Origin of the sequence: Mesorhizobium opportunistum WSM2075, assembly GCF_000176035.2 — a bacterium.
Lineage (GTDB): Bacteria > Pseudomonadota > Alphaproteobacteria > Rhizobiales > Rhizobiaceae > Mesorhizobium > Mesorhizobium opportunistum.
On sequence record NC_015675.1, the window covers coordinates 985,141 to 1,002,562 of the forward strand.

Here is a 17,422-nt window from a genome sequence, read left to right on the forward strand (position 1 = left end):
CGTCGAGCTTCGCTCGACACCTCTCCCCCGATCGACGGGGGAGAGGAAAGGTGATTGTCCCGGATAGACATACGAGCGGCTGCCGATCGCCGCGCACATTCAATGAAGAATTCAGGAGGGCTGAAATGGCCGACAAGGTAAAAGTGCTGGTGGTGGGTCTCGGCAATATGGGTGCGTCGCATGCCAGCGCCTATCACCGGTCGGACGGTTTTCAGTTCGTCGGCATCATGAGCCGGTCGATCAAGAGCAACACGAAGATACCGGCGGAATTAGCCGGCTATCCGCTTTACGAGGATTTCGACCTGGCGCTGAAGGAAACCAGGCCGGACGCCGTGTCGATCAACAGCTGGCCAAACACCCACGCCGAATATGCGCTGAAGGCGATCGCGGCCAATTGTCATGTGTTCATGGAAAAGCCGCTCGCCACCAACATCGAGGACGCCGAAAAGGTCGTGGCCGCCGCACGGGCGAAGAACCGCAAGCTGGTGCTCGGCTATATCCTGCGGGTCCATCCCTCGTGGATCAAGTTCATCGAGGTCGGCAAGACGCTGGGCAAGCCGCTGGTGATGCGCCTCAATCTCAACCAGCAGAGCAGCGGCACCGCCTGGCACTGGCACAAGAACCTGATCGATTCGCTGATCCCGATCGTCGATTGCGGCGTGCACTATGTCGACGTCATGTGCCAGCTCACCGGCGCCAAGCCAGTGCGCGTGCATGGCATCGGCGCCAAATTGTGGGCGGAGGCCGACAAGCAGAATTACGGCCACCTGCACGTCACCTTCGATGACGGTTCGGTCGGCTGGTACGAGGCCGGCTGGGGGCCGATGATGAGCGAGACAGCCTATTTCGTGAAGGACGTGGTCGGGCCCAAGGGCGCGGTGTCGATCGTCGCCGGCCAGGCCGCGAGCAATGACAAGGACGCCGAGGTCTCCAATTCGGCCGACATCGACCGCCACACCAAGACCGATGCGCTGAAGATCCACTATGCCTCCGTCGACGGCGACAAGAACTTCTCCAAACCGGACGAGATCGTCAGCATGGAGGACGAGCCCGGGCATCAGGAACTGTGCGATCGCGAGCAGGCATTCTTCCTGCGCGCCATCCGCGAGGATCTCGATTTGACCGAGCAGATGGATGCGGCGGTCAACAGCCTGCGCATCGTGCTCGCCGCCGAACAGAGCATCGTGCTGGGGCGCACCGTCGAGCTGGCCTGACGCAATCCGGTGGCTGGCGCTGGAGGAGGAACCAGCCCCACCACAGCATGATCCAACCGCGACGGCTGGGGTCGCCCTTGGCGATGCGGGAACATGCAAGGGAGAGAAAGATGGTCACCGACAGTCTGCTGAAAACCTATGCCGAGTCCGATGCGCTTGACCTTGCGGGACTGGTGCGCGGTGGCCAGGTCTCGCCGGCGGAGCTGGTCGAGGCGGCGATCACGCTGGTCGAGCGGCTCAACCCGGCGCTCAACGCAGTGATCCATCGCCTCTACGACATGGGCCGCGCGCAGGCGCAAGCGGTCGACAGATCGGCGCCTTTCGCCGGGGTGCCGTTCCTGCTCAAGGAACTCGCCTCGTCCTGGACTGGCGCGCCGAACACCAATTCCTGCTTCTACCTGAAAGACATCGTCGCCGACTTCGACACCGAGGTCGTGCGCCGCATGAAGGCGGCGGGGCTGGTGCTGGTCGGCAAGTCGAACGCACCGGAAAACGGCTGGTCGATCACCACGGAGCCGAAACTCTACGGCACGACGAAGAACCCGTGGAAGGAGGGCATCACGCCCGGCGGCTCGAGCGGTGGCGCGGCGGCGGCCATCGCCGCGCGCATGGTGCCGATCGCCGAGGCCAGCGACGGCGCCGGTTCGATCCGCGTTCCGGCCTCCTGCTGCGGCATCGTTGGCTTGAAACCGTCGCGCGGCCGCGTCAGCCTCGCGCCGTTCGGCGACTACTGGTATGGCGGCGCCTATTTCCTGTGCTGCTCGCGCAGCGTGCGCGACACCGCGGCCTATCTCGACGCGGTATCCGGCGCGCTGCCGGGCGACCCCTATACGCCGCCGGTCCCGGACGGCTCCTGGCTCATCCTGTCGGCGCGGGCGCCGAAGAAGCTGCGCATCGGCTTTTCCGTGACGCCGCCCAACGGCACGGCGATCGACGCGGAGGTGAAGGCGGCGGTGCTGGCGACCGTCGCGACGCTTGAAGGGCTGGGTCACGACGTCGAGGAGCACGACATGCCGCTCGACGCCAATGCCGTCTGGGCGACCTACACCAACATGACCTGCGTGCAGACGGCGGCGACCTTCGCTTACCATGAAACGGTGATCGGCCGGCCGGTAACGCCAGATGACGTCGAGCCGGTGACCTGGGCGATTATCGAGCGCGGCCGTGCGACCAGCGGCATCAGGCACATCAGCGATGTCGAGCAGCTCAGGCAGGTCGGCCGCGACATTGTCGCCGATCTCAGCGCCTACGATCTCTTCATCACGCCGACGCTGACGCAGCTGCCACGGCCGTTCGGCTATTACGACATGTCGGAGACCGACATCGACCCCTACAACGCCAAATGGACGGATGCGGTGTTTGCCTTCCCCTTCAACATTTCCGGCCAGCCGGCGATCTCGCTGCCGCTCGGCTGGTCGAAAGGCGGCGTGCCGATCGGCGTGCAACTGGTCGGCCGTTATGGTGACGAGGCGACGGTGCTGGCTGCGTCGGCGCAGTTGGAGCAGGCGATGCCGTGGAGGGAGAGGCGGCCGCCGGTGAGTGGTTAGTTGGCTAGGCAATCAACGTCGAGTTCCGTGGCGCCCCCCTCTGTCCGGCAGGGCATCTCCCCCTCAAGGGGGGAGATTGGACGTTTCGGCGCCGGCTCGTCTTCTTGCAATGTTGAAAATTGGCGAAAGCGGTCACGGCAGCCAATCTCCCCACCCGTGGGGGAGATGGCCGGCAGGCCAGAGAGGGGCGCCGTAGAGTGCCGGCCTACCCAATCCCCTCCAGCCGCCTCGGCAGCCGGTTCATCGGCCTGGGCCCTTCCGGCGTGATCAGGAACTGGTCCTCGAGATTGAAGCTGGCGAGGCCGTCTATGTAGAGCGGGATCTCGAAGGCCAGCACCATGCCGGCCTCGATCTCGACATCGCTGTCGGCGGCGATGAACGGCCATTGTTCGGAGAAGACCGATTGACCCACGCTGTGACCGAAATGGCCGCGGCGGTAGGAGCGCAGCCCTTGCCGTGCCAGGCTTTCGGTGGTCACCCGGTGCACATGGGCAAGCGTGTTTCCCGGCACGAGCGCGGCCAGCCCATCCTCGAAGGCGCGCTCGGCGATGGCGTGCAGTTCCGCCTGGTCGGCGGAAGGCGGCCCGAAGGTGAAATTGCGCGACATGTCCGAGGCATAGAACCCGACCGTGCAGACCATGTCGCACTTCAAGGGATCGCCGGCCGTGGCTTTGGCGTCGGCGCCCTTGGCCCGGGCGCCCAGCGTCACATATTCCGCCGTCGCCACCGCATGGGACAGCCCGGCCGCCGCGTCGGCGACGCCTTGCCGGTAGAGCGCGACGAGATCGGCCTGGCGCATGCCGGCCATCGCATCCACCTGCAGCCGCTCCAGCCCGGCTTCCGAGAGAAAAATGCCTTGCTGCAGGAGATCGATCTCGCGCTGCGATTTGATGGCCCGCAGCCTATCCAGCACCGGCGAGCCGTCGACCATCGGGCAATCCGGCAGCAGGGCCTGGATGGCGGCGAAATCGGCGGCGGGGATAAAGTCGAGGTCGACGCCCAGCGTCGCGCGCGCCAGCCCGAATTCGGCGAGCAGGGACTGCAATTGGCGCACCGAACCGGAGAGGTCGAACGTGGCGGGACGGGAGAAATCCGGCGCGCGGCCGAGCGAGGCGAGGCCCGCCTCGATGCGCCCGGCCAGGGGAAGGCCGTGAGATACTGTCTCGACCGGTGCGGATTCGATCCAGATCGGGTGCGAGCGCACGACCGCCTCGGGCGCGGCGGTCCGCAGCTGCGCCGCGTTGAAGTCGGCGACCACGACGCCGATCGGCAGGTCCTGCCGGGCCGGGATGACGACGAAGCCGCCTCCGGCGCGCCGGAACAGGCCCGCCGGGCCGATCCAGGCGCCGGTCGCATAGTGGAACGCCTCGGGCGCTGAGAGCACCAGCGCCGCGATGCCGGCCCGTTGCATCAAATGCGCGGCGCGCTGGCGGTCGACAAAGCCGGTCATAGTCTTTCTCCGCATGCTTGAAGCGGCAACGGAGCATTGCGGGTGCGGACAATCAAGCCGTTTGCTCGAACTTCATCATCCCTGAGCGGAGCAGCCGCGTGGCGGCCTCGCGGAAGGCTCGACCGAGACAACAATGGCATTCCATGTCAAAACTTGCGCAGGGGGGAGATTTCATGAGGATCGACAAAGCCGGTGCCCTGAAAAGGACAGCCATGGGCCTGTTGGGACTGCTCGTCGCCATGGCGGCGGGGTGCGGTTCAATCGACTATCAGAAACTCACCACGGGTCAGCTGTCGGGAAGCCTTTTCGTTATGTGGGTCGGTGAGGGCAACAGCTCGGGCGACGGAAATTTCCTGTTCGTGCCCGACCCACGAGATCCATTGATCTTCCATCGATCGGATCCGTCTGCTCCGGGCAGCACGATCCAGCCGGGTCTCATGTACACGGATGGCGGTTCGATCCCGAAAATCGCGCAGGTCTTCAAGGGACTGTCGCCTTGGGGCTACGCGCCGGCCTATATGATTCATGATTGGGTCTTTATCGCTCACCATTGCATAGTGGACGGCAGCAGCGAGAAGCGGTTCGACCAGGTTCGCGGAATAGAATTCGATGATTCCGCCGCAATTCTCGGCGAAGCGATCAAGGCGCTGATCAAGGCTCGACAAGTGGCCCCCAACGACGTGGCGCCAAACGCCATAACGGCTGCCGTCGGAAGCGTGGTCGCCAGGAACCTTTGGGATCAGAAAGGCGCTTGCAAGTCCCTGCAGGTCAGCGCGAAGGACATCGCCGCCGCGGAGGCAGCCATACCGGGATCGACCAGCAAGGCACGGAATTTGAGGGCTTTCCAGGTTCCGGAGACGATCGCGCCCGCAATTCCCCAGGCAAAGCCGGCGAAGATCGTGGCTCGCGTGACATTCTGAGCTGATCCGTGCAAATGCCGGCCGCTGCTGGTCACCCTGGCTTTGGTCCGCCCAAAGGCTCCGCTTTTCCGGGCTTTCCGGTTTCCGCCCCGATAAACGAAAAGGCCGGACAACAGCCCGGCCTTTTCGTAGATGCTTGATTCCCTGGAAGGAAATTGGAGCGGGTGAAGCGATTCGAACGCTCGACCCCAACCTTGGCAAGGTTGTGCTCTACCCCTGAGCTACACCCGCTCACACGGCGTCTTGGCCGCAAGCCGGGCCTATATGGCTGAAGAGCGCTGCGATTGCAACAGGGAATCGCGAGCCTTTTTACAAGCTCCGGGGTGATGCCGGCAAACCGCCGGCTCGGCGCGGATTTCACCGTCGCCTTGCGCGATGGTCTTGTGTCTGCCGCCTCATTGGCCGTAAACGGCAAGGCAAGCAAACGGACGAAGAAGAAGATCGATGCCGAAAACCGAAGCCGAACTTTTTGCATTCCTGGCCGAACTCGGGATCGCTGTTTCAACGATACGCCATCCACCCCTCTACACGGTCGCCGATTCGCAGGCGCTGCGCGGCGAAATCGCCGGCGGGCACACCAAAAACCTGTTCCTGAAGGACAAGAAGGACAATTTCTTCCTGGTCACCGTCGGCGAGGACGCCGTCGTCGATCTCAAGCAGATCCACCAGCTGATCGGCGCCGCCGGCCGGGTTTCGTTCGGCAAACCGGAGATGCTGATGGAGCTTCTCGGCGTCGCGCCGGGCGCGGTTACCGTGTTTGGCGTCATCAACGACAGGCAAAACCGGGTCAAGCTGGTGCTCGACAAGGATTTGATGGAGCATGCCGTCATCAACGCGCATCCGCTGACCAATGAAGCGACGACATCGATCGCGGCGGCCGACCTGATCAGATTCGTCGAGGCAACCGGGCATGATGCTGCTATCTTGAAAGTCTCGGCGTGATCGCCACATGGATGGCGAAACCGACTTCCAATGAAGACTTTGCGCCGACCCGCGGGCCGGCGGCGCAACCGAAAGGGTGACGAGATGAGCGACAACAATCCGTTTGGCGGGTCATTCGGCAGCAATGGCGGCCAGTATTCGACCTCGGTCCAGTATGGCGGAACCGAGCCCGCGCGCGCGAAAGTCGCGCTTGGCGAAGCGCCCGCCGGACCTGTTGCCGCCGGTCCCGCTGCTGCTGGAGATGTCATCAAGGACACCACGACCGCCGCCTTCGCCGCCGACGTCATCCAGGAATCGCGCCGCCAGCCGGTGCTGGTCGATTTCTGGGCGCCGTGGTGCGGGCCTTGCAAGCAGCTCACCCCGCAGCTGGAAAAAGCGGTCAGGGCCGCCGGCGGCAAGGTCAAGCTGGTCAAGATGAACATCGACGATCATCCCTCGATCGCCGGCCAGCTCGGCATCCAGTCCATTCCGGCGGTCATCGCCTTCAAGGATGGCCAGCCGGTCGACGGCTTCATGGGCGCCATCCCCGAGAGCCAGATCGCCGAATTCATCACCAAGGTCGGCGGCAAGGGCAATGGCGCGCCGGCCGTGGCCGAGGCGCTGGCGGCGGCGACCGAGGCGCGTGACGCCGGCGACATGCAGACCGCCGCCGACATCTATGACGCCGTGCTGGCGCAGGCGCCGGATACGATCGAGGCGATCGCCGGGCTTGGCGAGTTGCTGTTCGAGGCCGGCGACACGGACGGCGCCGAAGCGTTGCTGGCGACGGCACCGGAGGCCAAGAAGGATGCGCCGGCGCTTGCCGCCGTGCGCGCCAAGATCGCGCTGGCGGCGCAAGCCGCTTCGCTTGGCAATCCGGCCGAGTTCGAGCGCCGGCTGACCGACAATCCCAACGACCATCAGGCGCGTTTCGATCTGGCCATGATCCAGAACGCAAGGGGTGAGCGCACGGCGGCGGCGGACAATCTGCTGGCCATCATCAAGGCCGACCGCGCGTGGAACGAAGACGGCGCCAAGACGCAATTGCTGCAGTTCTTCGAGGCTTGGGGCATGGCCGACGAGGCGACGCTGGCGGCGCGGCGCAAATTGTCGTCGCTGCTGTTTTCCTGAGCCGGTTATCGGTTGTTTTGTCGCACAGGCTTGCGAGATCAGGCCAAAGCGCCAGATAGGAAAAACCAGGCAGAGTTGACGCGCTTCCTTGTGGAAGCGATCGGAGGAATGAGGTGCAAGCGGGAAACGCGCATTACCGGCTCGCCAAGGATTTGCCGTCAGCGATCCCGATCTTTCCGCTCGAGGGGGCGCTTCTGCTGCCAGGCGGCCGCATGCCGCTCAACATCTTCGAGCCGCGCTACCTGCAGATGGTGGACGAGGCGGTTGCCGGGTCGCGGCTCATCGGCGTCATCCAGCCTCGCCTCGACGGCGCGCTGCGCGACGATGGCGAGCCGGAGCTCTGCAATGTCGGCTGCGCCGGGCGCATCATCGCCTTTTCCGAAACCGGCGACGGTCGCTACCTGATTTCGCTGCAGGGCGTGTGCCGGTTCCGCATCACCCACGAACTGACGGTCAAGACGCCGTTTCGCCAGGCCAAGCCGGCGCCTTTCCTCGCCGACCTTGATGAGGACCAGGCGGCGGACGAGATCGACCGGCCCGCGCTCCTGAGAGCATTTCGCGCCTATCTGCAGGCCAACGACCTGGAGGCCGACTGGGAAAGCGTCAGCCGCGCCGAGAACGCCATGCTGGTCAACGCGCTTTCGATGATGGCGCCCTACGGGCCGGCCGAAAAGCAGGCGCTGCTCGAAGCGGCGGACCTGAAGACGCGCGCCGAAACGCTGATCGCCATCACGGAGATGGCGCTGGCGCGCGAAAATGAAGATTTTGGCTCGAGCTTGCAGTAAGATGGGTCGATGTCCGGGTGATGCCGGCCGCAAATGGCGGCTTGCTGCGCTTCCGGTGCTCACGTACGAAAGTACGCTCCGCTCCGGTTCTCGCAAGCCTCCATTTTCGACTCGGCCTGACCCGGATATCAACACATCTTCGGCGCGAAGCTGGAGGAGGCACGATGGCGGATGGGCGTGACGGAAGGAAGAGCACTGTCGACCCCAAGCTGCTGGAACTCCTGGCCTGCCCGCTGACCAAGGGGCCGCTCGCCTGGGATCCGGAGCGGGGCGAGCTGATCTCTCGGGTCGCCAAGCTCGCCTATCCGGTTCGCGACGGCATCCCGATCATGCTGCCATCGGAGGCGCGGACGATTTCGGCGGAGGATGTGCTGTCGCCGCCGAAATTGGGTGGGACATCGTAGGTTCGAACATATGCGACGAGAAGATTGCCAGAGGCTGGCGGGACAGCACCCCCCTCTGGCCTACCGGCCATCTCCCCCACAAGGAGGGAGATTGGCTGTCGTCCTCGCTTTCGCCAATCTCCAGCGTTGCAGGAGCTGCTGATCTCCCCCTGTTCGCGATGTCCACGGTCCAAACACCTCCTTGCGGGGGAGAGGAAAGGCGCGAGTTCGCCAACCTGGGCGCCCTTCCTCTCCCTCCGGAGGGGGGAGAGGTGGCGCTGCGCAGCAGCGACGGAGTGGGGGAAGGCATTCGCCAAACGCGCGGTCGCCGCAAGGCAGGAACACCCTGGCGAGCAAGGCAAGCAGCGATCAGTCGGAAACATTGCTTCAACGAAAGGTCGACCCCCACTCCGTCGAGCTTCGCTCGACACCTCTCCCCCGATCGACGGGGGAGAGGAAAGGCGCAAACTCGCCAACCCTTGTGCCCTGCCCAAGTGGGGGAGAGGTGCGCGGGGGGTCGCGGCGCTTTTCGGATGGCCGGCACTGTGGAGCAGCTACTGAAAATTGCGCCCCTTGGGCATGACCTGTTCCGCTTCTCCGGATAACGCCGCGAGATCCTGTTTGATCGGCGCGTTGCGCAGCGCGGGGCGGCCATCGCGATCCGCACCATCCCTGGAGACGTGCCCCTGAGAAGCAGCGTCCGGCGCTCCCGCTTGGCTGACCTTCTCCAGCAGCACGGTCAGCCAGGGCGTCAGGTCCTCGATCTTCTCGGCGACGATGTGGACGACACCGGATTCCGACTGCAATTTCCCGCTGACCTTCACGAACCGCGCGCCCATGACGATGGGGCGGAAGCGGGTAAAGGTTCTCTCCCAGAAGATGACGTTGGCGACGGCCTTGTCGTCCTCCAGCGTCAGGAAGATCGCGTTGCCCTTGCCGGGGCGCTGGCGCACCAGCACGAGGCCGGCGACGGAGACCCGCCTGCCGTCGCGCACGGAAGAAAGGTTGGCATTGGGCGTGACGCCGGCGCGGTCGAGCCGTCCGCGCAGGAAGGCCACCGGATGCGCCTTGAGCGACAGGCCGAGCGAGCGGTAGTCGTGGATGACATGCTCGCCGAGCGGCATTTTCGGCAGCTTGGTCTCGGGTTCCAGCTCGCGCAGGCGCAGGGCCGGCTGGTCGAACAGCGGCAGCTTCTCGGCGGCACTCTTGCCGTCCAGCGCGCGCACCGCCCACAACGCGTCGCGTCGGTCGAGGCCGAGCGAGCGGAAGGCATCGGCCTGCGCCAGCCGCTCGATCTCGTCGACATCGAGGCCGGAGCGCAGCCAGACGTCACGGACGGACAAGTAACCGTCGCCACGCCTTGTGACGAACTGCTCCATGCGTTCCTTGGAAAGTCCCTTGATCTGTCGGAAGCCAAGCCGCACGGCATGGGCCGTCTCGATGACGCCGCGCATTTCGGCATGGCGCGGCAGGATGCGGGCCGGGTCGAAAGGCGCTTCTTCCAGGGTGCAATCCCAGGTGGAGAAATTGACGTCGACCTCGCGGATATCGACGCCGTGGTCGCGCGCGTCACGCACCAGCTGCGCCGGCTGGTAGAAGCCCATCGGCTGCGAATTCAGGATCGCAGCGCAGAACACGTCGGGATAGAAGGTCTTGAACCAGCAGGAGGCATAGACGAGCAAGGCGAAGGAGGCGGCGTGGCTTTCCGGAAAGCCGTATTCGCCAAAGCCCTCGATCTGCTTGAAGCAGCGTTCGGCGAAGTCTTTCGTGTAGCCCTTGCCCATCATGCCGTCGATCATGCGCTGGCGGTAATTGCCGATGGTGCCGGTGCGCTTGAAGGTGGCCATGGCGCGGCGCAATTCGTCTGCCTCGCCCGGCCTGAAGCCGCCGGCGACGATGGCGATCTTCATCGCCTGTTCCTGGAACAACGGCACGCCCAGCGTCTTGCCGAGGATCTCTTTTAGTTCCGGCTTGGGATACTCGGCCTCCTCCTTGCCTTGGCGGCGGCGCAGATAGGGGTGGACCATGTCGCCCTGGATCGGGCCGGGCCGCACGATCGCCACCTCGATGACGAGGTCGTAGAAATTTTGTGGCCTGAGCCTGGGCAGCATCGACATCTGGGCGCGCGATTCGATCTGGAAGACGCCGATCGTGTCGGCGCGGCAGATCATTTTGTAGACCTGCTTGTCCTCCGGCGGCAGCGTGGCCAGCACATAGGGCTGCCCATACGGATCCCGCGCCTTCGGATAGTGCTCCGTAAGCAAGGTGAAGGCGCGCTGCAGGCAGGTCAGCATGCCGAGCGCCAGGATGTCCACCTTGAGGATCTTCACCGCGTCGAGATCGTCCTTGTCCCATTCGACCATCTTGCGCTCGTCCATCGCCGTCTTGACGATCGGCACGATCTCATCGAGCCGGTCCCGGGTGATGACGAAACCGCCGACATGCTGGGAGAGGTGACGGGGAAAGCCCATGATCTCGTTGGCGCGTTCCATCACGTGCCTCGATACGGGGTCGGTCTGGTCAAGGCCGCCGGCGCGGGCTTCCTTCTCGCCAAGCTCGGAGGTCGACCAGCCCCAGATCGAGCCGGACAGAGACGCCCTGACATCCTCGGACAGGCCCATCGCCTTCGACACTTCGCGCAGCGCCGAGCGGCCGCGATAGCTGATGACGGCTGCGGCCAGCGCGGTGCGCTTGGAGCTGTATTTCTCGTAGATGTACTGGATGACGGTTTCGCGCTTTTCATGCTCGAAATCGACGTCGATATCGGGCGGCTCGTTCCTCTCCTCGGAAATGAAGCGTTCGAACAGCGTATCGATCTTGTCCGGCCCGACTTCGGTGATGCCGATGCAGAAGCAGACGATCGAATTGGCGGCCGAACCACGGCCCTGGCACAGTATGTCCTGGCTGCGGGCGTATTTGACGATGTCGTGGACGGTGAGGAAATAGCGGGCGTAGTTGAGGCGCTCGATGAGGGCGAGTTCTTCCCCGATGCGCTTGATCACGGAGGCAGGCACTCCGGCCGGGTAGCGCCTGGCGGCTCCCTCCCGCGCCAGTCTCTCAAGCTCCGCCTGTGGGCCGAGACCCGATTCCGTCGGCTCGTCGGGGTAGTTGTATTGGAGATCGCTCAGCGAGAAGGTCAGCTCTTCCGCGAACCGCAAGGTCTCGGTCAGCGCCTGCGGATGCCGGCGGAACAAGCGGGCCATCTCCATCGGCGGCTTCAGATGGCGCTCGGCATTGGCGGTGAGCTGCAGCCCAACCTCGGCGGCCGGCGTGTTGAGGCGGATCGCGGTCAGCACGTCCTGCAGCGGCCGCCGCTCGGCGGTGTGGTAGAGAACGTCGTTGGTCGCCATCAGCGGGATGCCGGCACTCTCGGCAAACGCCGCCGCCTGTTCGATCCGGAAACGGTCATTGCCGGCATAATCGGGCGAGACGCCCAGCCGCAGGGCTCTGCCGAAGCGGTCCTTGAGCTGGCGGATGAGGGCGAGACTGTCTTCAGCGCCCGCCATCGGATCAGGCAGGACCGCGAGCGACATAAGGTCCCCCCATTCGAGCAGATCGCTGCGCTGAAGCAACGTCGCGCCTTTTTCGGTCTCGTCACGCAGGTTGGCTTGCGTCAGCATGCGGCACAGATGCCCCCAGCCCTTGCGGTTCCTGGGATAGGCAAGGATGTCCGGCGTGCCGTCGCAAAAGACCAGCCGGCAGCCGGGATGGTAGGAAAGCTTTTCGACCTTGGCCTGTTGCCAGGCGCGCACCACGCCGGCCACCGTGTTTCGGTCGGCAAGCCCGATCGCGGAGAAGCCCAGCAGCTTGGCCGCGACCACCAGCTCCTCCGGCTTGGAAGCGCCGCGCAGGAAAGAGAAATTCGACTGGATGCCGAACTCGGCATAGGGGATGACGGTCAGCGCGTTCATGCGAAGATCCCGTGCATGAACCAGCGCGGCGGGATCTGCGAGGCGCCGCCGTAAAGCCCTTGCCGGTAGAGCCAGTAGCGGCGGCCGTCGGCATCCTCGATGCGGAAATAGTCGCGTGTCGATGCCGCGGCATCGTCCGACGCCTCGCGCCACCATTCGGCGGCGATGCGCTCGGGCCCCTCGGCACGCGTCACCCGGTAGAGCGCGCGCCGCCAGCGAAAATTCAGCGGCGGTCCCTCGGGCATTTCGGTGGCCGGCACCTCGATCGGCTCGGGCGCGCGGAACAGCCGGATCGGCCGTTCCGGCGGGAAGATGGTCATCGGCGCCTGCAACCTGTCCGGTTTCCTTGGCGGCGTGGTCCGGCGCGGGGCCTCGGTGAAGGGGATGGTCGCGACAGCGCGTTCCGGCAGATGGCTTTCGACGACGACAGGCTGCAGGACGGCGCCCTCGCCGAGCCGGGCGCGGATGCGGTCGGCGAACAGCGCGATATCGGCGCCGTCGTCGCTCACCTCGCCGGTCAGATCGGCCTGTTGCATGTCGAAGGCGGCGGCCGCCAGCACGGAAAGCCGCACCAGGTCGAAACCATAGCCGGCATCGATATGCTGCTCGAGCGCGGCCAGCCTTTCATGGAAGAGTTTCTGGATCAGCCGGGGATCGCGCATCGGCCGCGAGGTGCCGAGCGCAATGCGGCTGACGGCGCCATCGACGCGAAAGAGCAGCAGTGCCAGCGTCCGGGCACCCTCGCCGCGGCGCTCGAGATCGGCCTTCAAGGTCGTCGCCAGCATGCCCACCAGCCGCTCGATCTCCTCGGTCAGGGTGACGGGCTCGGCGAGGTGGCGCTCGACCGAAAGCGGCGCGATGGGAAGGCGCGGCGAGACCGCTTCGTCGAGACGGCCAAGCGCCTGGTCGAGGCGCAGAAGCAGCGAGCCGCCGAAGCGGCGGGCAAGCGGGGCGCGCGGTGCCGCCATGACGGCGCCCGCCGTGCGCAGGCCGACGCTTTCCAGGCTGGTGCGGGTTTCCGGCGCTATGCGCAGTGCGGCCAGCGGCAGGGGCGCGAGCAGGGCCTCCTCCTCGCCTGACACGACGATGCGGTCGCCGCAGAAGCGCGCCGCCGCCCAGGCCGCGCCCGGTGTCGCGGCAAGCCCGGCACGGACGGCAAAACCCTGATGGAAGAAGCGCGACAGGATGTCGTCCAGCATGGCGCGTTCGCCGCCGAACAGGTGGGTGCAGCCAGTGACGTCGAGAAACAGCCCATCGGTGCCGTCGATCGCCACCAGCGGGGTGTAGCGGTCGCACCAGTCGGCAAGGCCTTCGAGCAGGCGCCGGTCGGCCTCGGGATCGGCCTCGACGATGTCGATCGACGGGTACATGGCGCGCGCGTCGGCAATGCCCATGTCGCGTTTCAGGTGCAGCGCCTCAGCCCGCTCGTCGAGGGCCGAGATACGCTGTGCGTTCCCTTGGCGGTGGCTGATCACCAGCGGCGGGTGAGATGGCGTCAGGTGATCCGAAGGCCGGGAACGCCAGGACCGCCCCAGACGATGGCGCAGGATTCTTTCCACCGCCAGATAGGGAAACCACAGGGACAGGATCCTTTGCCCGGTCTCTTTCGCGCCTTCTTTCGTCGCCCGCTCTTTCATCGAATCCGCGTTCATCGGGGTTCCACTCCAGTGTGAATTGTCCAGGCAGGGCCGTGCGGCTCTTGCCGATGGTGATGGTGAAGGCCGGACGGCCGATCGAACCGGCGAGCGGCCCGGCGACCGTGGCGCGCGGCACCGCCGGCGCCGACGCGACGATAAGGCGGACGGGCGCCGCCGTCGGCTCGGGCTCTGCCGCCTGCCGCAGCAGGAACACCGGCCGGCCGGCACTCATCGCCCGCGCATGCAGCCGGCGCGTCGCGGTCAGGTCCAGCCGCTGCGGATTGCCGCGGATTTCCAGGATGACAGCAGCGAGCGCCGTCATCCTGGCGGCCTCCTCGGCGACCCACAGCGCATCGACAAGCCTGGGCGCCTCGGAAAACAGCAATTGCTCCGGCTCGATGCCGAACGACGCATGCAGTCCCCTGGCATAGGGAAAGCCGGCCTCGCGGAAGATTTCCGTGGTGCCGATCCATAAGATGGGCAGCCCTTGCGCCTGCTTGAGGATCAGGCTGGTGAGCGACAGGGCGAAACCGGCGACGGCCCCGGCATCGCGGGTTTCCAGGCCATGGATTTCGCTGAGCGCGGCTTTCGGCAGGCCGCCGCTCAGGGCCGCATCGAGGCGGCCGACGCCGATCGGCAGGAAGGCATCCGGCGGCGCCGCGGCAAGGCCGCGGCGGACGATGGTGAGATCAAGACTGGGCGTAAGATCAAGACTGGGCGTAAGATCAAGGCTGGAGGTGAGATCGGCGGGCGTGAGATCAAGGTTGGAGACGGGATCGGGGCTGGCGCCAGCACCAAGGGGCGCGGCAGCCGGCGCCTGCAGGCGCTCGGGCAGGGTTCCCTCGATCTTCGCAATCTGGCGGCGCAGGGCAAAAACAGTCTCCCGCGCCACGGCGGTCATCGCCATGACGGTCAGCTTCCACTCACAATTGTTCCTGTTATGTTCTAATAGATTCCAGAGGCGGTCCGAAGAGTCAAGCAGAGTCACAAGGAATTTATTCCTGGCTATCCGCAAGCGCGGGGCGCACCGGCCGCACCGTTTGCCGATTCCGGTGCGAAAGCCTATATGCCGGGATCAAAGGACAAAGCATGGCTCGCATCTACAAAACCCGCACCTGGCACGGCGAACTTGCACCCTCGATGGAGGAGTTGGAGTTCCTGGCGCTGGAGGCTTATGCCCATCTGCCGGAGGAGTTTCGCAAGCTGACCGGCGAGATCGTCATTCAGATCGCCGAATTCCCGACCGACGAGATCATGGACGATTTGTCGCTGGAAACCCCGTTCGACCTGCTCGGCCTGTTCGAGGGACGCGGCATCGCCGAACGCTGGAACCCGCAGACCGGCGAAGGCCCGAACCGCATCACGCTCTATCGCCGCGCCATGCTCGACTACTGGGCCGAAAACGAGGAAACGCTGGGCGACATCATCACCCACGTGCTGATCCACGAGATCGGCCACCATTTCGGCCTGTCGGACGACGATATGGAGCGGATCGAAGAGGCTGCCGAGTAGGCTGTGCCGATATTCAGGTGAGGCCGGCCTGCAAATGGTGATCCCCTGCGCTTCCGGTGCTCACGTACCCAAAAGTACGCTCCGCTCCGGTTCTCGGGCACCACCATTTTCGACTCGGCCTGACCTGAATCTCAATACAGCCTGCGTCGGAGCAGGCCGAGAGCCGATCACGTGCGCCATCGCCTTGTTAAATTATACAAGTTTTGATATAAGATTCGCATGCCGGTGAAGCGACTAGATTTCTTGGAGATTCCCTTGCGCAGCTCCGGGATTTTCCAGAAGCGGCGCGCAAGGAAACGGGTGTCCAGTTGCATAAGGTTCAGCTCGGGTTTGAGCCAAGCGACCGGAAGCCGATGACGACAGTAGGCCCCGGCGTGCGGGAGATCCGCGTCCGTGACGATGCCGGCGCGTTCCGGGTGCTTTATGTCGCGAGCATAGGTGACGCTATCTATGTGCTGCACGCCTTCCAGAAGAAGACGCAACAAACGGCGAAACGAGATCTGGATCTTGCCGTATCGCGGTTCAAGCAAATCTAGTGGAGGTATGACGATGGAACGTCAGAGTTTCGAGAACGTGTGGGACGCGCTGGAAAATACTCCAGCCGAGGCCGCCAACATGACTATGCGTTCCAATTTGCTGATCGCGATTGAACAGCGGGTGCGCAGTTGGGACGTTACCCAGGCTGAAGCGGCCAACCGGCTCGGGATTACCCAGCCGCGCCTCAACGACCTCCTGCGGGGCAGGATCGCCAATTTCAGTCTGGACACCTTGATCAACCTTGCCGCGCTGGCCGGGCTTACCGTGCGTCTTGAAATCGCCGAGGCTGCCTGACGCTGTCTTTGATCGAGTCTACCAGTCGCTGAGCTTGGTATCCGGCCCATATTCCTGGCCCTCGACGTCCTTCACCACGGCCTGGCCGCAGCGCATCGTCTTGGCTTTCTTGTCATAGGCGTAGGTCGGCGAGCCGAACAGATGCCAGCCCTTGTTCAACGCCGCCGTCACCTTGTGGCAGAAGCTGGCGTCGTCCGGAGCGGACAGAAAGCGGTAGAGCTTCATTTTTCAAGTCCTGTCGTGAATATTCATAGCCCGCGAGCGTTGGGCCGATATCATGCCCCGATGGCGGCGGCCTTCGCCAGCAGTTTTTCAGCCTGCGTCAGGTGCAGCCGCTCGACCATCCTGCCATTCAGCGCAATCACGGCCTTGCCGGCATTTTCGGCGAGCGAGAATGCGTCCTTCACCGCGCGCGCCTCGGCCACCGCTTGCACTGTTGGCACGAAGGCGCGGTTGGCGGCTTCGATCTGGGCCGGATGGATGAGGCTCTTGCCGTCGAACCCCATGGCGGCGGATTCCCTGCATTCGCGGGCGAAAGCGTCGAGGTCGCGAAAATCATTGGCGACGCCGTCGAGCATGTCGAGGCCGCCGGCACGGGCGGCCAGCACCATCTGCATCAGCCAGGGCACGAGGTAGCGGCGGTCCGGCGTCGCCAGCACGCCGGTGTCCTTGACCAGATCATTCGTTCCGGCAACGAAACAATCAAGGCGCGAGGCCGGATCGCGGCCAAGTTCGGCGATCGCGCCGATGTTGAGCAGCGCCTTGGGCGTCTCGATCATCGCCCACAGTTTCACGCTATCGGGGACAAAATTGTCGTCGAGCACATCGCCGGCCTCGAGCAGGTCGCGCGGCGTATCGACCTTGGGCAACAGGATGCCGTCGGGTTCGCAGCTTGCGGCGGCCAGCAGATCGTCGGCGCCCCATTCGCTGGACAGCGCATTGATGCGGACGATCATCTCGCAGCGGCGATCGGCATCGGCGAAGATCTTCGCCAACTTTCCGCGGGCGGCGATCTTGTCGGCCGGGGCCGAGGCATCCTCCAGGTCGATGATAACGGCGTCGCAGGAAAGCTGCGCGATCTTGGCCAGCGCCTTGTCGTTGGAGGCCGGGACATAGAGCACCGAACGGCGCGGGCGATAGATATCCATGTCCGATCTATGCCGCGTGTGGTTAGTCGAGG

The 17,422-nt window shown here is 64.8% G+C and carries 16 protein-coding genes, 1 tRNA gene and 1 pseudogene; 11 read left to right on the plus strand and 7 right to left on the minus strand.

What is annotated here, in order from left to right; translation table 11 throughout:
- Nucleotides 1-125 precede the first annotated feature (125 nt).
- Both MESOP_RS04605 and MESOP_RS04610 read left to right on the plus strand, forming a co-directional pair.
- Nucleotides 126-1,214 (plus strand): Gfo/Idh/MocA family protein, encoded by a 1,089-nt coding sequence (locus tag MESOP_RS04605; protein ID WP_013892161.1) that lies wholly within the window; start codon nucleotides 126-128, stop codon nucleotides 1,212-1,214.
- Nucleotides 1,215-1,324: 110 nt separating this feature from the next.
- On the plus strand, nucleotides 1,325-2,761 hold the full coding sequence (locus MESOP_RS04610; RefSeq protein ID WP_013892162.1) for an amidase: 1,437 nt from the start codon (nucleotides 1,325-1,327) through the stop codon (nucleotides 2,759-2,761).
- A 205-nt stretch (nucleotides 2,762-2,966) separates the two neighbouring features.
- Here MESOP_RS04610 and MESOP_RS04615 read toward each other — a convergent pair whose 3' ends face one another.
- Complete coding sequence (locus MESOP_RS04615) at nucleotides 2,967-4,211, minus strand: M24 family metallopeptidase (RefSeq protein WP_013892163.1); 1,245 nt, start codon at nucleotides 4,209-4,211, stop codon at nucleotides 2,967-2,969.
- A gap of 42 nt (nucleotides 4,212-4,253) precedes the next feature.
- Between MESOP_RS04615 and MESOP_RS36720 the strand changes: the two genes are divergently transcribed.
- On the plus strand, nucleotides 4,254-4,388 hold the full coding sequence (locus MESOP_RS36720; protein ID WP_425339702.1) for an excalibur calcium-binding domain-containing protein: 135 nt from the start codon (nucleotides 4,254-4,256) through the stop codon (nucleotides 4,386-4,388).
- Nucleotides 4,355-5,131, plus strand: coding sequence for a hypothetical protein (locus MESOP_RS04620; protein WP_049802341.1), 777 nt, complete (start codon nucleotides 4,355-4,357; stop codon nucleotides 5,129-5,131). The genes MESOP_RS36720 and MESOP_RS04620 overlap by 34 nt, the downstream gene beginning before the upstream one ends.
- Before the next feature lie 156 nt (nucleotides 5,132-5,287).
- Here the strand turns inward: MESOP_RS04620 and MESOP_RS04625 are convergent.
- Nucleotides 5,288-5,362 (minus strand) — tRNA-Gly (locus tag MESOP_RS04625).
- Nucleotides 5,363-5,575: 213 nt separating this feature from the next.
- On the opposite strand from MESOP_RS04625, the gene MESOP_RS04630 reads away from it, so the two are divergent.
- From MESOP_RS04630 to MESOP_RS04645, 4 genes are all read left to right on the plus strand, one after another.
- Nucleotides 5,576-6,073 (plus strand): prolyl-tRNA synthetase associated domain-containing protein, encoded by a 498-nt coding sequence (locus MESOP_RS04630; protein ID WP_013892165.1) that lies wholly within the window; start codon nucleotides 5,576-5,578, stop codon nucleotides 6,071-6,073.
- An 84-nt stretch (nucleotides 6,074-6,157) separates the two neighbouring features.
- Nucleotides 6,158-7,183 (plus strand): thioredoxin, encoded by a 1,026-nt coding sequence (gene trxA / locus MESOP_RS04635; RefSeq protein ID WP_013892166.1) that lies wholly within the window; start codon nucleotides 6,158-6,160, stop codon nucleotides 7,181-7,183.
- A gap of 113 nt (nucleotides 7,184-7,296) precedes the next feature.
- Complete coding sequence (locus MESOP_RS04640; protein ID WP_013892167.1) at nucleotides 7,297-7,968, plus strand: LON peptidase substrate-binding domain-containing protein; 672 nt, start codon at nucleotides 7,297-7,299, stop codon at nucleotides 7,966-7,968.
- Between the two features lie 164 nt (nucleotides 7,969-8,132).
- Nucleotides 8,133-8,372, plus strand: coding sequence for a Trm112 family protein (locus tag MESOP_RS04645; protein WP_013892168.1), 240 nt, complete (start codon nucleotides 8,133-8,135; stop codon nucleotides 8,370-8,372).
- 533 nt (nucleotides 8,373-8,905) lie between these two features.
- Here MESOP_RS04645 and MESOP_RS04650 read toward each other — a convergent pair.
- From MESOP_RS04650 to MESOP_RS36090, 3 genes are read right to left on the minus strand one after another with little or no spacing between them, the layout of a single operon-like run.
- Complete coding sequence (locus tag MESOP_RS04650; protein WP_013892169.1) at nucleotides 8,906-12,262, minus strand: error-prone DNA polymerase; 3,357 nt, start codon at nucleotides 12,260-12,262, stop codon at nucleotides 8,906-8,908.
- On the minus strand, nucleotides 12,259-13,737 hold the full coding sequence (locus MESOP_RS04655) for a DUF6504 family protein (RefSeq protein WP_041163993.1): 1,479 nt from the start codon (nucleotides 13,735-13,737) through the stop codon (nucleotides 12,259-12,261). Before MESOP_RS04655 ends, MESOP_RS04650 begins: the two co-directional genes overlap by 4 nt.
- Entirely contained in the window at nucleotides 13,679-14,806 is a 1,128-nt protein-coding gene (locus MESOP_RS36090) for an ImuA family protein (RefSeq protein WP_041163994.1), read from the minus strand. The genes MESOP_RS04655 and MESOP_RS36090 overlap by 59 nt, the downstream gene beginning before the upstream one ends.
- Before the next feature lie 182 nt (nucleotides 14,807-14,988).
- On the opposite strand from MESOP_RS36090, the gene MESOP_RS04665 reads away from it, so the two are divergent.
- From MESOP_RS04665 to MESOP_RS04675, 3 genes and pseudogenes are all read left to right on the plus strand, one after another.
- A complete protein-coding gene (locus tag MESOP_RS04665) occupies nucleotides 14,989-15,411 on the plus strand; it encodes a metallopeptidase family protein (protein ID WP_013892171.1) in 423 nt (140 codons plus the stop codon).
- Nucleotides 15,412-15,650: 239 nt separating this feature from the next.
- Nucleotides 15,651-15,947 (plus strand): annotated as a pseudogene (locus tag MESOP_RS04670) (type II toxin-antitoxin system RelE/ParE family toxin); the annotation flags it as partial.
- Nucleotides 15,948-15,960: 13 nt separating this feature from the next.
- Nucleotides 15,961-16,242 carry a helix-turn-helix domain-containing protein gene (locus MESOP_RS04675; RefSeq protein ID WP_013892172.1) on the plus strand — a complete coding sequence of 94 codons (282 nt, stop codon included), beginning with the start codon at nucleotides 15,961-15,963 and terminating at the stop codon, nucleotides 16,240-16,242.
- An 18-nt stretch (nucleotides 16,243-16,260) separates the two neighbouring features.
- On the opposite strand, the gene MESOP_RS04680 is transcribed toward MESOP_RS04675, so the two are convergent.
- Together MESOP_RS04680 and MESOP_RS04685 are read right to left on the minus strand one after the other, a co-directional pair.
- Nucleotides 16,261-16,467, minus strand: a complete 207-nt coding sequence (locus MESOP_RS04680; RefSeq protein WP_013892173.1) for a DUF1737 domain-containing protein — start codon at nucleotides 16,465-16,467, stop codon at nucleotides 16,261-16,263.
- 50 nt (nucleotides 16,468-16,517) lie between these two features.
- A complete protein-coding gene (locus MESOP_RS04685; RefSeq protein WP_013892174.1) occupies nucleotides 16,518-17,390 on the minus strand; it encodes an HpcH/HpaI aldolase/citrate lyase family protein in 873 nt (290 codons plus the stop codon).
- Between the last annotated feature and the right edge of the window lie 32 nt (nucleotides 17,391-17,422).

Bases quoted from the DNA above. Each gene is read 5' to 3' on its own strand.
- MESOP_RS04615 (WP_013892163.1), bottom strand. From the start codon at position 4,211: ATGACCGGCTTTGTCGACCGCCAGCGCGCCGCGCATTTGATGCAACGG.
- MESOP_RS36090 (WP_041163994.1), bottom strand. From the start codon at position 14,806: ATGGCGATGACCGCCGTGGCGCGGGAGACTGTTTTTGCCCTGCGCCGC.
- trxA (WP_013892166.1), top strand. From the start codon at position 6,158: ATGAGCGACAACAATCCGTTTGGCGGGTCATTCGGCAGCAATGGCGGC.
- MESOP_RS04680 (WP_013892173.1), bottom strand. From the start codon at position 16,467: ATGAAGCTCTACCGCTTTCTGTCCGCTCCGGACGACGCCAGCTTCTGC.
- MESOP_RS04605 (WP_013892161.1), top strand. From the start codon at position 126: ATGGCCGACAAGGTAAAAGTGCTGGTGGTGGGTCTCGGCAATATGGGT.
- MESOP_RS04610 (WP_013892162.1), top strand. From the start codon at position 1,325: ATGGTCACCGACAGTCTGCTGAAAACCTATGCCGAGTCCGATGCGCTT.
- MESOP_RS04645 (WP_013892168.1), top strand. From the start codon at position 8,133: ATGGCGGATGGGCGTGACGGAAGGAAGAGCACTGTCGACCCCAAGCTG.
- MESOP_RS04650 (WP_013892169.1), bottom strand. From the start codon at position 12,262: ATGAACGCGCTGACCGTCATCCCCTATGCCGAGTTCGGCATCCAGTCG.
- MESOP_RS04665 (WP_013892171.1), top strand. From the start codon at position 14,989: ATGGCTCGCATCTACAAAACCCGCACCTGGCACGGCGAACTTGCACCC.
- MESOP_RS04630 (WP_013892165.1), top strand. From the start codon at position 5,576: ATGCCGAAAACCGAAGCCGAACTTTTTGCATTCCTGGCCGAACTCGGG.
- MESOP_RS04675 (WP_013892172.1), top strand. From the start codon at position 15,961: ATGGAACGTCAGAGTTTCGAGAACGTGTGGGACGCGCTGGAAAATACT.
- MESOP_RS04685 (WP_013892174.1), bottom strand. From the start codon at position 17,390: ATGGATATCTATCGCCCGCGCCGTTCGGTGCTCTATGTCCCGGCCTCC.
- MESOP_RS04620 (WP_049802341.1), top strand. From the start codon at position 4,355: ATGTCAAAACTTGCGCAGGGGGGAGATTTCATGAGGATCGACAAAGCC.